Below are 13318 nucleotides of genomic sequence, written 5' to 3'. Positions count from 1 at the left end.
TGAGGCGTTACTGAAATAAAGTCGTCTGATTTAAATAGACGACTTTTTTTATGTTATTGTAGATAAAGTGGCGAAATAGTGGAGTGTGCCTCTTATCCACAGGGGGTACTATAGTTTATGCGTTTATAATCTAATGCTTTAGCTTACACGTTGTCCGTGGCTAGTACGAATATATTAAGTAGTTTTTTGAATAATGTTACATATTTTATCTAATATCTCTAGATTAAAGGAAGTGTTATAAATAAATTGGGTAGTATAAAACGTTACATGCGCTTTGTGAAACCATACCGATGGGAAATTATATTAACCATCATTATTGGTATTTTAAAATTTGCAATTCCACTTTTTATTCCTATTTTAATAAAAATCGTCATTGATCATATTATCGATACAGACATGACAAATAGTGAAAAAATCCAACAATTATTTTTCTGGCTAGGTGGAACTGTCATATTATTCTTCATTATTCGTCCGCCAATTGAATATTATCGTCAATATTTTGCACAGCATGTCGGCAACAAAGTACTGTTTGATATAAGACAAGAACTATTCGGCCACTTACAAAAGCTAAGCTTAAAATATTATGCTAATACTCGTGCTGGTGAAGTTATTTCCCGTGTTATTAACGATGTAGAACAAACGAAAAATTTCATTATGATTGGCTTAATGAATTTATGGTTGGATGTTGCCACAATTCTAATTGCAATTGGGATAATGCTTGCAATGGATGTAAAGCTAACTTTAGTTTCTATCATTGCATTGCCGTTTTTTGCTATCAGTGTTAAGTACTTCTTTGGCAGACTTCGGGATTTAACAAGAAAACGATCCCAAGCGTTAGCTCATGTTCAAAGTTATTTACATGAACGAGTTAGCGGAATAAGCATTATTAAAAGTTTTACACTTGAAAAACATGAACAAAAGATTTTTGATGGTGAAAATGGTGTATTTCTCGATCGCGCACTCGATCATACAAAGTGGAATGCAAAGTCCTTTGCTGTCGTAAATACGATTACGGATATAGCTCCACTATTAGTGATAGGATATGCAGGATATCGTGTAATAAATGGGGATTTATCAGTTGGTACAATGGCAGCTTTCTACGCTTATATTGAACGGTTGTATAGCCCATTACGCAGATTAGTCAATTCTTCCACAACGCTAACTCAATCCATTGCATCGATGGACCGAATGTTCGAATTAATGGATGAAGATTATGATGTTCAAGATAAACCATACGCCAAAAGTTTGCCACCTGTTGAAGGACGTGTTTCTTTTGAAAATGTTGATTTTCAATATGAAAAAGATGGAAAGTTAATTTTAAATCAAATTAATTTTAATATTAACCCAGGAGAAACTGCTGCTTTTGTAGGGATGAGCGGTGGTGGGAAATCAACCATCGTAAGCTTAATCCCTCGTTTCTATGATGCTACGAGCGGTGCGGTTAAAATTGATGGAATCAATATTAAAGATGTTACGATAAATTCATTGCGCTCCCAAATTGGAATCGTGCTCCAGGATAATATTTTATTTTCTGATTCCGTTAAGCAAAATATATTAATGGGAAAACCAGATGCAACTGATGAAGAAGTAATTGCTGCTGCAAAAGCAGCTAATGCACACGAATTTATCATGACGCTTCCACAAGGGTATGATACAAAAGTTGGCGAGCGAGGCGTAAAACTTTCAGGTGGTCAAAAACAGCGTGTAGCAATTGCGAGAGTATTTTTAAAAAATCCACCGATTTTAGTTTTAGATGAAGCTACTTCGGCACTTGATCTAGAAAGTGAAGCGTTAATTCAGGATTCATTGGATAGACTGGCAAGTGATCGTACAACGATTATAATTGCCCATAGATTATCAACAATTACTCATGCAGATAAAATATTTGTTATAGACCATGGAAAATTAGTTGAAGAAGGTACTCATGAATCATTAATGGAGAAAAAAGAAGTATACTTTGACCTATTCCAAATACAAAAATTGGACTAAAAACTTAACGACAATAAAATGCCTAGTAAGTCAGTATTCGACTTGCTAGGTTTTTTGTTTTTTAAATAAATATTTGATGCTTATGAAGGCTTCAACTCTTAAATAAGCAACAAAACTTTTATTTTTTTATCAAATTAATTGATTAGAAGATTAACGCGTTAAAGCGACGTAGATGTAAATTCCTGTCGAAGAAATTCTGTTGATGAAGCTGTATAACTTACAGTATCTTAGCATAAAAAAATATGATTAATAGATTTCGAATCTATCATTTTCTTGTACGAAGTAGAAATTAATGGAAAGAAAGAGTTGTTTCAAATTTGTATTAAAAGACATACAAGTAAGGGGGCATTAGATGGAGCGAAAAAAACTACTAAAAGTAAATGACTTAGAAACTACCTTTTTCACAGATGACGGAAAAGTGCCTGCCGTTGATCATATTGATTTTCATATTCATGAAGGGGAAATTTTAGGGATTGTTGGAGAATCCGGTTGTGGAAAGAGTGTAACTTCTTTATCCATTATGGGATTAGTCCCATCTCCTCCTGGGGAAATTACATCAGGTCAAATTTTACTTGATGACATTGATTTAACACAGCTAACTGAAAAACAAATGCGTAAAGTTCGAGGAAAGGATGTCGCAATGATTTTCCAAGAACCGATGACATCTTTAAATCCTTTATACACAATAGGAAATCAGTTGATTGAAGCAATTTTAATTCACAACAAAGGCATGAAGAAAAAGCAAGCAGCGAATCAAGCGATTGAAATGCTGAAATTAGTAGGTTTACCAAGAGCGGAGGAACTAATGAAAGACTATCCTCACCAATTATCGGGCGGTATGAGGCAGCGTGTAATGATTGCGATGGCATTACTATGTAATCCAAAATTATTAATTGCCGACGAGCCAACAACTGCTCTAGATGTTACGATACAAGCACAAATTTTAAAGCTAATGAAAGAATTAAATAAACAATTTAAAACTGCTGTATTACTCATTACCCATGATTTAGGAGTAGTTGCTGAAACGTGTGAACGGGTAATTGTTATGTATGCAGGTCAAATTGTAGAAGAAGCTACTGTAGCTGATATATTTAAAAATCCTCAACATCCATATACAAAAGGATTAATTCAATCCGTTCCAGATATGCGTTATAAAAAGGAAAACTTATATTCAATTCCAGGCAATGTACCAAAACCAGGTTCCATTCAACAAGGATGTCGTTTTGCACCTCGCTGCGAGTTTGCAAGTGACCGTTGTGTAACTGAAAATCCGCCATTGTATGAATCTTCTAAAGCTCACAAAGCGAGATGCTTCTTGTTAGAGGAGAAAGGAGGGGTTGGTATTGTCGAACGTACTGTTGAAAGTCGATAACTTAAAAAAATACTTCCCAAAACGATCTGGGGCTGTAGGTAAAAAGCATGGTGAAGTAAAAGCAGTGGATGATGTTTCTTTTGAGGTAAATGAGGGAGAAACTCTTGGAATAGTCGGAGAATCCGGTTGTGGAAAATCGACAACTGGAAGAATGATTATGCGTCTTTTAGAGCCCACAGAAGGATCGATTAAGTTTGATGGTATTGAGCTTTCCACATTATCAAATAAGGACATGAGGAAGGCGCGGCGAGACATTCAAATGGTTTTTCAAGATCCATACGCCTCTTTAAATCCAAGACATACAGTTAAAAAGATATTAGAAGAACCGCTTATTGTTCATGGTATTGGAAGCTCAGCGGAGCGTAAAGAAATGGTTGAAGAGTATTTAGAAATTGTTGGATTAAGTGCTTATCACGCAAGGAGATTTCCACATCAATTTAGCGGAGGTCAGCGCCAACGTATCGGCATTGCCAGAGCTTTAATGACAAATCCGAAGTTAATTATTGCAGATGAGCCTGTATCAGCTCTTGATGTATCTATTCAAGCTCAAGTATTGAATCTAATGCAAAAACTACAGGAAGACTTAAAGCTTACTTATATTTTTATCGCCCATGACTTGGGTGTTGTTCGCCATATTAGCGATAGAGTCGGAGTGATGTATTTAGGTAGATTAGTAGAATTGGCAGATAGTGAATCTTTATATGCTGAACCACTTCATCCATACACACAAGCATTACTATCTTCTGTACCAGTACCTGATCCAACATATGAGAGAGAAAAGGTAATTATTACTGGAGATGTTGCAAATTCAGTTCCAGATGCGGGTTGTGCATTTCATACTAGATGTCCATACGCAACGATTACCTGCAAAATGAATGTTCCGAATTTAGTAGAAGTTAAAAAAGGTCATTCTGTTGCCTGCCATTTATATGGAGAAGCGTGACAATGACATAGATAAGTTTGAAAAATGGGAGGGTTTTTATGAGAAAAATCAAGTTTTGGACATTGGGACTATTTTTACTTCTGGTCCTTTCGGTTTTTTTAGCTGCATGTAGTGGTGATGAAAATACTGCTGAAGAACCTGCAGAAACAACTGATGATCCGGCTACGGAAGAACCAGCAGAGGAAGTGCCTCAAGTATTAGTATTTGGTCGTGGTGGAGATTCCGTTTCACTTGACCCAGCAATCGTTACAGATGGTGAATCATTTAAAGTAACAGAAAATATTTATGAAACATTATTAAACTTTGGAGAACAAGATACTACAATTCATCCAGGGTTGGCTAAGGAATGGAAAGTAAGTGAAGATGGTTTAACCTATACGTTCCAATTACAGGAAGGAGTGAAATTCCACGATGGAACTGATTTCAATGCTGAAGCAGTTGTTAAAAATGTTGAGCGTTGGAAAGGTGGGGCTGAAGAGAAGTTTTATTACTTCAACTCTATGTTTAAAGCAGAAGGCGAAGATGTGATTGAAAGTGTAACTGCTGTCAATGATTATACAGTTGAATTTAAATTAACTCGCCCTCAAGCACCATTCCTTAAAAATCTTGCAATGAGTCCATTTGGAATTGCTTCACCAACTGCATTTGAAAAAGATGGCGACGCTTTTGGAGATAATCCAGTTGGTACAGGGCCATTTAAATTTGTTGAATGGAAACGAAACGATTCAATTACAGTCGAAAAGAACGAAGATTACTGGCAAGAAGGTCTTCCAAAGTTAGATAAAATTATTTTCCGAGCAATACCTGATAACTCTGCACGCTTAAATGAACTAATCACTGGAGGAATCGATTTAGCAGACGGAATTAATCCATCTGACGGAGCATCAGTTGAATCGAATCCAGATTTACAATTAATTGAACGTCCTTCAATGAATGTTGGATATCTCGGTTTAACTAACACTCGTCCACCATTTGATAATAAGCTAGTTCGTCAGGCAGTTAACTATGCAATTGACAAACAAACAATTGTGGATGCTTTCTTTGAAGGGCGCGCTGAAGTAGCGGTCAACCCAATGCCATCATCAATTAGTGGATATAATGATGAAATTGAAGGATATCCATATGATCCAGAAAAAGCGAAAGAATTGTTAGCTGAAGCTGGCTACGATGGCTCTGAAATCGAGCTATGGGCAATGCCAGTTCCACGTCCATATATGCCGGATGGACAAAAGGTAGCTGAAGCAATTCAGAAGAACTTGGCTGACGTTGGAATTCCTTCAAAAATCGTTACGTATGAATGGGCAACTTATTTAGAAAAAGCAAACAACGGTGAGGCAGATGCATTCTTATTAGGCTGGACAGGCGACAATGGAGATGCAGATAACTTCCTATATACATTGCTTGATAAAGATACTATCGGCAGTAACAACTATACCTATTATTCAAATGATGAGACGCATGATTTGTTAATTGCAGCTCAATCAGAGGTAGATGAAGAAAAACGTAATGAATTATATAAACAAGCGCAAGCAATTATTCATGAGGATGCTCCATGGGTACCATTAGCACACTCAACACCATTACTTGCAGCGAAAAAAGGTGTAACAGGCTACTTGCCGCACCCGACAGGATCTGAAAGTTTAGTAAACGTATATATGCAATAAAATTTAGTGTACCTGGACGCACAAATTTATTTTTTAGTGTGCCAGGTACACATGCAATTATAAATACTCCATTATTTTTGTATCCTGGTACATTCTGATGAAAGAGGTGAAAGTATGCTTCACTACATAGGGAGAAGAATTCTTCATTTAATACCTGTGTTGCTAGGAATGACGTTTATTGTTTTTTTTATCATTCGTGCGATACCCGGTGATCCTGCACAAGTAATTTTAGGCCAACAAGCTACAGAGGAATCAATTGCGGCCCTTCGCCAAAAATTAGGACTTGATCAAGCGTGGTATATTCAATATTTCGATTACTTAAAAGGCTTATTAACAGGTGATTTAGGAGAGTCGCTTCGAACGAGGCAGCCGATTTCAACTGAAATTTGGCCATATTTAGCTGCAACGATTGAATTAGCCATATTTGCAATGATAATAGCTATAGTAATTGGCATGAATGCTGGGATAATTTCTGCTTGGTTCCAAAATTCTTGGTTTGATTATATCGCAATGGTTGTCGCTTTAATTGGTGTGTCAATGCCAATCTTTTGGCTCGGTCTAATGGAGCAATGGACGTTTAGCATTAACTTAGGGTGGTTACCTACTTCAGGACGTGAAGAGGTGAGAGATCCTGTCAATGCTATAACCCATTTTTATTTAATTGATACATTGATTCAAGGTAGATATGACCAATTTTTAACAACATTGAAACATTTAATATTGCCTGGAATTGCCCTTGCCACTATACCGATGGCGATTATAGCAAGAATGACGCGGTCTTCCATGTTAGAAGTTATGCGTTCAGATTATATTCGTACAGCTCGTGCGAAAGGTCAAAAAATGGTGAAAGTTATTTATAAGCATGCTTTAAAAAATGCATTGATACCTATTTTAACTGTAATTGGTTTACAAACTGGCTTACTTTTAGGCGGAGCTATCTTAACCGAAACTATTTTCAGCTGGCCGGGCATTGGGCGTTATATATATGAAGCTATTGGTTTCCGTGATTATACCGTGATTCAATCGGGAATCTTAGTCGTTGCATTTATGTTTGTCATGATTAATCTTATTGTAGATATTTTATACACTGTAATTGATTCAAGGATTAAATATAACTAGGAGGGGAACTAAACATGTCTGAATTGGTCTCAAAATCTATTGATATGACATCGAAACCAGAAAAAGCTGTTGGACCATGGAAAGAGGCTTGGCGCAGCTTTAAGAAAAGCAAGTCTGCACTCGTTGGAACAGGTATTGTTTTATTTTTCATCCTGCTAGCTATATTCGGTCCCTTGATTGCACCTCAGGGAATAAATGATCAAGACTTTAGTGTTAGATTAGCACCGCCATCTAGTGAATTTTGGTTTGGAACAGATGATTTTGGACGAGATATTTTCTCGCGTATTATTCATGGGGCTAGAATTTCATTGTATGTAGGATTTTCAGCCGTTGTTCTATCGGCAATTGTTGGTTGTTTTTTAGGGATTATTGCAGGATATTACGGACGTTGGATTGATACAATTATTTCAAGAATATTTGATATTATGCTTGCTTTTCCAAGCATTTTATTAGCAATTGCAGTTGTATCTATCTTAGGTCCGTCTCTACAAAATGCATTAATTGCAATCGCTATTATAAATGTTCCGAATTTCGGACGATTAATTCGTTCGAAAGTGTTAAGTGTAAAAGAAGAGGAATATATTGTTTCTGCAAAAGCGATTGGTATGAAGGATTCCCGAATTTTGTGGCGACATATATTACCGAATTCATTTTCACCAGTAATTGTTCAAGGATCGCTTGCGATTGCAACAGCGATTATTGAGGCGGCAGCACTAGGATTTTTAGGGTTAGGCGCGGAAGCACCAAAACCAGAGTGGGGGAAAATGCTGTCTGATGCACGGGTTCATTTAATGACTGCACCATGGACAATGATATTTCCCGGAATCGCAATTATGTTAACAGTACTTGGATTTAATCTAATGGGTGACGGCTTGCGAGATGCACTCGACCCAAAAATGAAAAATTAATCAGAAAAGCGGAGCAGGCTCGTTTAACTCCGAAATGCGCTGGAGACTCCGACAAGAAGGCGCTTTTTGCCTTCGAAGGAGGAGTTGAAGCGCACGAGGAGTTAGCCTGCGCAGCTAGACAATCAGAAAAGCGGAGCAGGCTCGTTTAACTCCGAAATGCGCTGGAGACGAACCGAAGAAACAGGGAGTCTAGCAACCACGAAAATAATAAAAGGTTGAGGTTTCACTAAAATTGTGATACCTCAACCTTTTTTCTTAATACGTTAATAAAAGCCTTCTTCTAAATTTGTATTTTTCTCGTTGCTATGATAGCTCCTATAGGAAACGATCAATGTATCAAGATGCTCTAAATTTTCTTCGTAATCTAAAAGTCTAGAGAAAATATAGAATAAATGATAACTTGAAAATTCTTCTTCTCCCTCACGATTTTGTTCAAAAGCAATTTGTTGTATTAGCTGCTCCATTACACCAGCGTATTTGTTTTCTGCTTCGTTTACCCATTTTGAATGTTCTGGGCGTAGTTTGCCAGTAAATTTTAACAGCAATTGCTCGTGGAAAGTTAAGAGAAAATCTAGACGTTCCTGTACCATTATCCGAAACTGATCAGGTAAATTTGCAATTTCATTTTCGTGTTTATGCAGACGATACAACAGCTCTAAGCTTTTCTTCGTTGTTGTAATCATTTGGCGATAAATAACTAGTTTACGTGCCTGTATAAATCGTTTGCTTTTTGTATAGTGCCGTTCTTCCTTGTAAAAACCGTACATAGTTTCTACTCCAGACAGGCGTGATTCGAATTTATTTAATGCCGTTTTCGTTGATGTATGTTCAGACGCTTGCCTTGCCGCTAGTCGTGTCCAACGAATTATATCATCCTGCAATGAATCAATCATCGTGAATAATTTAATTTCGTAGCGCGGCGGAAGGAACACTAAATTAACAATAAATGCTGCGAATACCCCAACCATAACTGTTGCAAAACGAATAATAGCGAACTCTAAAAAATCTTCTCCTTCAAAAATCATGATGGCAACAACCGTAACAAGTGCAAGAGACATAGAGCTATCCAATTTGAATTTTCGCATCAAACCTATCACAATAATCGCTGCTATCCCAATTGCGACAATATGATGTCCGAATATTAAACCGAATAACACAGCAACTGTTGCACCAATAAAGTTCCCTTGAATCTGTTCAATTATTGATAAATAAGAACGGTAAATTGATGGCTGTATTGCAAAAATTGCAGCAATACCAGCAAAAACAGGTGAAGGTAAGTTAAGTAATTCTGCAAGAAAAAGTGCAAAAACAATAGCGACACCTGTTTTTAAAACACGGGCACCTAATTGCATAAAAAAATAAGCCCTCTCTTTCAAAATCAAAGTATTGGAAATCACATTACTTTACCTAATTTTTTCACCGTGGTCAACCGAATTCTTTATTAAGGGATAAAAAATTTGAATTGCTGTTAAATCCGCACTTTCAAAGTCGCTTTACATCTGCTTGTCTTGCTAGTAAATGTATTCTATAACAAATTTATTTAAGCTTTGAAAATGCATAGTCAACTGCTGCAATGGTTTCTAAAATATCTTCTTCTTTATGTTCAGTTGTTAAGAACCAAGCCTCGTATTTTGAAGGAGCCAGGTTTACTCCTTTTTCAAGCATTAATTTAAAGAAGCGTCCAAACATTTCACCATCTGAGTTTTCAGCCTGTTCGTAGTTTTCAACTTTTTCGTCTGTAAAGTAAACTGTTAAAGCTCCTTTTAATCGATTAACTGTAATCGTAACGCCATGTTTTTCAGCTGCTTCTAAAATGCCTTTTTCAAGGATAGCGCCAAGTCGATCCATTTCCTCATAAACACCCGGTTGTTTTAATACTTCAAGACATGCAATTCCTGCTAACATGGACGCTGGATTTCCTGCCATTGTTCCCGCCTGATATGCTGGTCCAAGTGGTGCAACTGTTTCCATAATCTCCTTGCGACCACCATATGCACCAATTGGCAGACCGCCGCCGATAATTTTACCCATTGCTGTTAAATCTGGAGTTAAGCCGAGTAAATCTTGTGCAGCTCCGTAATGGAAACGGAAAGCGGTAATTACTTCATCATGAATAGTTAATGCACCTTTTTCTTTTGCAACCTCATGTACATATTGAAGGAATCCAGGCTTTGGCTCTACAATTCCGAAGTTCCCTACGATTGGTTCGATTAAAATAGCTGCAACTTCATTGCCCCATTTATCCATTGCAAGTTTGAATTGTTCTTTATTGTTAAATGGTACTGTAATAACCTCTGTTGCTACAGCTATGGGCACACCAGCCGAGTCAGGAGAGCCTAATGTAGCTGGACCCGAACCAGCGGCAACTAAAACTTGGTCGAAATGGCCGTGGTAGCAGCCAGCAAATTTGATGATTTTTGTACGATCTGTATATGCACGTGCAACACGAACTGTTGTCATTACTGCTTCAGTTCCTGAGTTTGTGAATCGAACCTTATCTAATGAAGGGATTGCTTCTTTTAACATTTTGGCAAATTTTACTTCATGTTCAGTTGGTGTACCAAATAATACGCCAGTTTCTGCAGCATGAGAGATTGCTTGCGCAATATGTGGATGACCAAAGCCTGTAATAATTGGTCCATAAGCTGCTAAATAGTCTATGTAACGATTTCCGTCTACATCCCAAAAATATGGTCCTTTTCCTTTTGCCATAACAACTGGTGCTCCGCCGCCAACAGCTTTATACGAACGTGATGGGCTATTTACCCCACCAACGATATGCTCCTGTGCTTCTTTATAAATTTCTTCGGATTTTAAATGGTTCATCAAAATGCCTCCTATCTATTTTCACATCTATTGTAGCCCTATTTCAAAGGAAATCCAAAGAATTTGAAACTACTTTGTTTGTTCTGTACGATAGAAATAAAGGGGAGGAATAAATATGGATTCTTTAGTAAATATGGAAGCACCGAATTTTACACTAATAAATGAAAAAGAAGAAGAAGTTAGCTTAAGTGATTTTAGAGGGAAAAAGGTTGTTCTTTATTTTTATCCAAAAGACATGACGCCGGGCTGTACAACTGAAGCCTGTGATTTTAGAGACCACTACCAATCATTTGAGGATTTAAACGCAGTAATTTTAGGGATAAGCGGCGATACAGCAGACAAGCACACAAAGTTTATCGAAAAATATGGACTTCCTTTCTCATTGCTGGTTGATGATACCCATGAAGTAGCCGAAAAATATGGTGTTTGGGTATTGAAGAAAATGTATGGACGTGAATTTATGGGAATCGAACGCTCTACATTTTTAATTAATGAAGACGGAATTGTAGAAAAAGAATGGCGCAAGGTAAAGGTGAAAAATCATATAGAAGAAGTGTTAACGTATTTAAAGGAAGGGGGAAATGAATAATGAGAATTTACTTTACATTTGACCCTAGACCAGACTTGAAAGAACCTTTAGTAAAACAATTCCCACATGTAGAATTCATTTTCCATGCTCGTTTAGATGAAGAAGAGCTAGAAAAGGCAGATGTATTAGTAACATATGGAGAAGATTTAAATGATTCTCGAATTGAGATCGCTAAAAATTTAAAATGGATTTTTGTTGCATCTGCAGGAATTGAAAAAATGCCAGCAAAAGCTATTGCAGAGCGGAATATTTTAGTTTCTAATGTCCGCGGTATTCATAAAACACCAATGGCAGAATCTATTCTTGCACATATTTTATCATTGAAGCGGGCATTACCGTTTATTTATGAAAATAAACGTAATAAAGTATGGGATAAAAAAGCGCAACTTTCTGAACTGAATGGCAGCACAGCCTTAATTATCGGCCCTGGTGCAATAGGCTCTGAGATTGGAAGATTACTGCAGGCATTTGAAGTTTATACAATTGGCTGTAATCGCAGTGGTGAGGATGCACCATTTATGAATGAAACTTATCGTATTGATGAATTGGAATCACAATTACCAAAAGCTCATATTGTTATTTCAATGTTGCCTAGCACTCCGGAGACTAAACATTTAATAAAATTGGATCATTTCAAGTTAATGAGAGATGATGCAATTTTTATGAATTTTGGAAGAGGTAATGTTGTCAAAACGGATGTATTAATTCAAGCGCTCGAACAAAAACTAATATTCCATGCGGTGCTCGATGTTTTTGAAGAAGAACCACTTCCACTATCCAGCAAGCTGTGGGAAATTGACAACGTAACTATTTCACCTCATTTTTCCAGCCACTCATCCCGTTATGTGGAGCGCAGTTTAGAAATATTTAAACCAAGCTTAGAAAAATGGCTAAATGGTGAAACAGATGTTGAGAATAAGATGAATATTTTGCGTGGTTATTGAGATTCTAATTGATAAAGGAATACGGTCGTACAGGAAATCTTTTTTTCTGATTGTTAAAAATTATTGAATTTTAATGAATATTTGTGGAAAATAAACGTAAAGTAACAGTGTAAAGTAAGGAAATGTTGACTATATCTTGTTTATTCGCTACACTAATTATAACAATTATAAATTAAGAATCTGTACGAAGAGAGGTGCATGGCGATGTCTGAACTGCATTTAAAAGATGCTCTAGACACGTTAAAGACAACTGGTGTAAGAATTACTCCGCAGCGTCATGCTATTTTGGAATATTTAATTGAATCAATGACACACCCAACTGCAGATGAAATATATAAAGCGCTAGAAGGCAAGTTCCCAAACATGAGTGTTGCTACAGTTTATAATAACTTACGTGTTTTCCGTGAAGCAGGCTTGGTAAAAGAACTTACTTATGGTGATGCAGCAAGTCGATTTGATTTTGTAACGAATGATCACTACCATATGATTTGTCAATGCTGTGGTAAGATCGTTGATTTCCATTATCCAGGCTTAAACGAAGTGGAGCAATTTGCATCACATGTAACTGGCTACAAAGTACACTCACATCGCCTTGAAGTGTATGGTACATGTCAAGATTGTCTTGAAAACGTTGAAAAACAAGTTTTATAGTAAAAGTTGCCTAGTAGCTAAATGTTACTAGGTTTTATTTTTCACGAAGCTTATATAACGTTTAACTTCTAAAAAAAAGGTCGCTTACATGAACTACCCATTATTACCTTTGAAAAGGGGTAGTTCTAATAAGTCGACCTCTCTTTTATTTACTTTTCTTATTATATGCTTCGTTAAATTCTTGTCCTTCAAGTGTAGGATCTAATGTAAGCGGCTCGTTACAATACATACACATATCTACTCGACCAAGAACTTTTGTGTGTTTCCCGCAATTTGGACAGACAACTTGAACAGCTCTTGTGGATAATAAGCC

Annotated in this window: 12 protein-coding genes (1 of these 12 only partly in view); 9 read left to right on the top strand and 3 right to left on the bottom strand. The window is 36.7% G+C overall.

The annotated features are described in order from the left end of the window. Positions 1–246: 246 nt before the first annotated feature. The 6 genes from MKY04_RS18400 (at position 247) to MKY04_RS18375 (ending at position 7995) form a co-directional block, all read left to right on the top strand. Complete coding sequence (locus tag MKY04_RS18400) at positions 247–1989, top strand: ABC transporter ATP-binding protein (RefSeq protein WP_346234915.1); 1743 nt, start codon at positions 247–249, stop codon at positions 1987–1989. Between the two features lie 352 nt (positions 1990–2341). Continuing rightward, positions 2342–3361: an ABC transporter ATP-binding protein gene (locus tag MKY04_RS18395; protein WP_126295931.1), complete on the top strand. Its 1020-nt coding sequence runs from the start codon at positions 2342–2344 to the stop codon at positions 3359–3361. Continuing rightward, positions 3333–4304, top strand: coding sequence for an ABC transporter ATP-binding protein (locus MKY04_RS18390; RefSeq protein ID WP_126295932.1), 972 nt, complete (start codon positions 3333–3335; stop codon positions 4302–4304). Before MKY04_RS18395 ends, MKY04_RS18390 begins: the two co-directional genes overlap by 29 nt. 38 nt (positions 4305–4342) lie before the next feature. Further along, positions 4343–5968 carry an ABC transporter substrate-binding protein gene (locus MKY04_RS18385; protein WP_126295933.1) on the top strand — a complete coding sequence of 542 codons (1626 nt, stop codon included), beginning with the start codon at positions 4343–4345 and terminating at the stop codon, positions 5966–5968. A 114-nt stretch (positions 5969–6082) separates the two neighbouring features. Beyond that, positions 6083–7087 carry an ABC transporter permease gene (locus MKY04_RS18380; protein ID WP_126295934.1) on the top strand — a complete coding sequence of 335 codons (1005 nt, stop codon included), beginning with the start codon at positions 6083–6085 and terminating at the stop codon, positions 7085–7087. 14 nt (positions 7088–7101) lie between these two features. After that, positions 7102–7995 (top strand): ABC transporter permease, encoded by an 894-nt coding sequence (locus MKY04_RS18375; protein WP_126295935.1) that lies wholly within the window; start codon positions 7102–7104, stop codon positions 7993–7995. Between the two features lie 263 nt (positions 7996–8258). On the opposite strand, the gene MKY04_RS18370 is transcribed toward MKY04_RS18375, so the two are convergent. Together MKY04_RS18370 and MKY04_RS18365 are read right to left on the bottom strand one after the other, a co-directional pair. After that, positions 8259–9347, bottom strand: a complete 1089-nt coding sequence (locus MKY04_RS18370; RefSeq protein ID WP_126295936.1) for an FUSC family protein — start codon at positions 9345–9347, stop codon at positions 8259–8261. A 184-nt stretch (positions 9348–9531) separates the two neighbouring features. Beyond that, entirely contained in the window at positions 9532–10821 is a 1290-nt protein-coding gene (locus MKY04_RS18365; protein ID WP_126295937.1) for a glutamate-1-semialdehyde 2,1-aminomutase, read from the bottom strand. A gap of 115 nt (positions 10822–10936) precedes the next feature. On the opposite strand from MKY04_RS18365, the gene bcp reads away from it, so the two are divergent. The 3 genes from bcp to perR all read left to right on the top strand — a co-directional run bounded on the left by bcp (position 10937) and on the right by perR (position 13005). Further along, on the top strand, positions 10937–11410 hold the full coding sequence (bcp, locus tag MKY04_RS18360; RefSeq protein WP_126295938.1) for a thioredoxin-dependent thiol peroxidase: 474 nt from the start codon (positions 10937–10939) through the stop codon (positions 11408–11410). Further along, entirely contained in the window at positions 11410–12354 is a 945-nt protein-coding gene (locus MKY04_RS18355) for a D-2-hydroxyacid dehydrogenase (RefSeq protein WP_126295939.1), read from the top strand. The genes bcp and MKY04_RS18355 overlap by 1 nt, the downstream gene beginning before the upstream one ends. Positions 12355–12558: 204 nt before the next feature. Next, positions 12559–13005, top strand: coding sequence for a peroxide-responsive transcriptional repressor PerR (perR, locus tag MKY04_RS18350; protein WP_126295940.1), 447 nt, complete (start codon positions 12559–12561; stop codon positions 13003–13005). 145 nt (positions 13006–13150) lie between these two features. Here the strand turns inward: perR and MKY04_RS18345 are convergent, their stop codons facing one another. Further along, a protein-coding gene (locus tag MKY04_RS18345) for a YgzB family protein (protein WP_126295941.1) crosses the window boundary here: on the bottom strand, positions 13151–13318 show its 3' end. 183 nt of this gene lie beyond the right edge of the window; the window shows 168 of its 351 coding nt (coding positions 184–351); the start codon falls outside the window, past its right edge; its stop codon occupies positions 13151–13153.

The sequence above is a fragment of the Lysinibacillus telephonicus genome (assembly GCF_039654155.1).
GTDB lineage: Bacteria > Bacillota > Bacilli > Bacillales_A > Planococcaceae > Ureibacillus > Ureibacillus telephonicus.
The sequence above is the reverse complement of the archived record's forward strand: the minus strand, read 5'-3'. Positions and strand labels throughout refer to the sequence as shown.

Excerpts from the sequence above, each read along its gene's own strand:
- perR (WP_126295940.1), top strand. The coding sequence starts at position 12,559 with ATGTCTGAACTGCATTTAAAAGATGCTCTAGACACGTTAAAGACAACT.
- MKY04_RS18375 (WP_126295935.1), top strand. The coding sequence starts at position 7,102 with ATGTCTGAATTGGTCTCAAAATCTATTGATATGACATCGAAACCAGAA.
- MKY04_RS18395 (WP_126295931.1), top strand. The coding sequence starts at position 2,342 with ATGGAGCGAAAAAAACTACTAAAAGTAAATGACTTAGAAACTACCTTT.
- MKY04_RS18355 (WP_126295939.1), top strand. The coding sequence starts at position 11,410 with ATGAGAATTTACTTTACATTTGACCCTAGACCAGACTTGAAAGAACCT.
- MKY04_RS18365 (WP_126295937.1), bottom strand. The coding sequence starts at position 10,821 with ATGAACCATTTAAAATCCGAAGAAATTTATAAAGAAGCACAGGAGCAT.
- MKY04_RS18385 (WP_126295933.1), top strand. The coding sequence starts at position 4,343 with ATGAGAAAAATCAAGTTTTGGACATTGGGACTATTTTTACTTCTGGTC.
- bcp (WP_126295938.1), top strand. The coding sequence starts at position 10,937 with ATGGATTCTTTAGTAAATATGGAAGCACCGAATTTTACACTAATAAAT.
- MKY04_RS18380 (WP_126295934.1), top strand. The coding sequence starts at position 6,083 with ATGCTTCACTACATAGGGAGAAGAATTCTTCATTTAATACCTGTGTTG.
- MKY04_RS18370 (WP_126295936.1), bottom strand. The coding sequence starts at position 9,347 with ATGCAATTAGGTGCCCGTGTTTTAAAAACAGGTGTCGCTATTGTTTTT.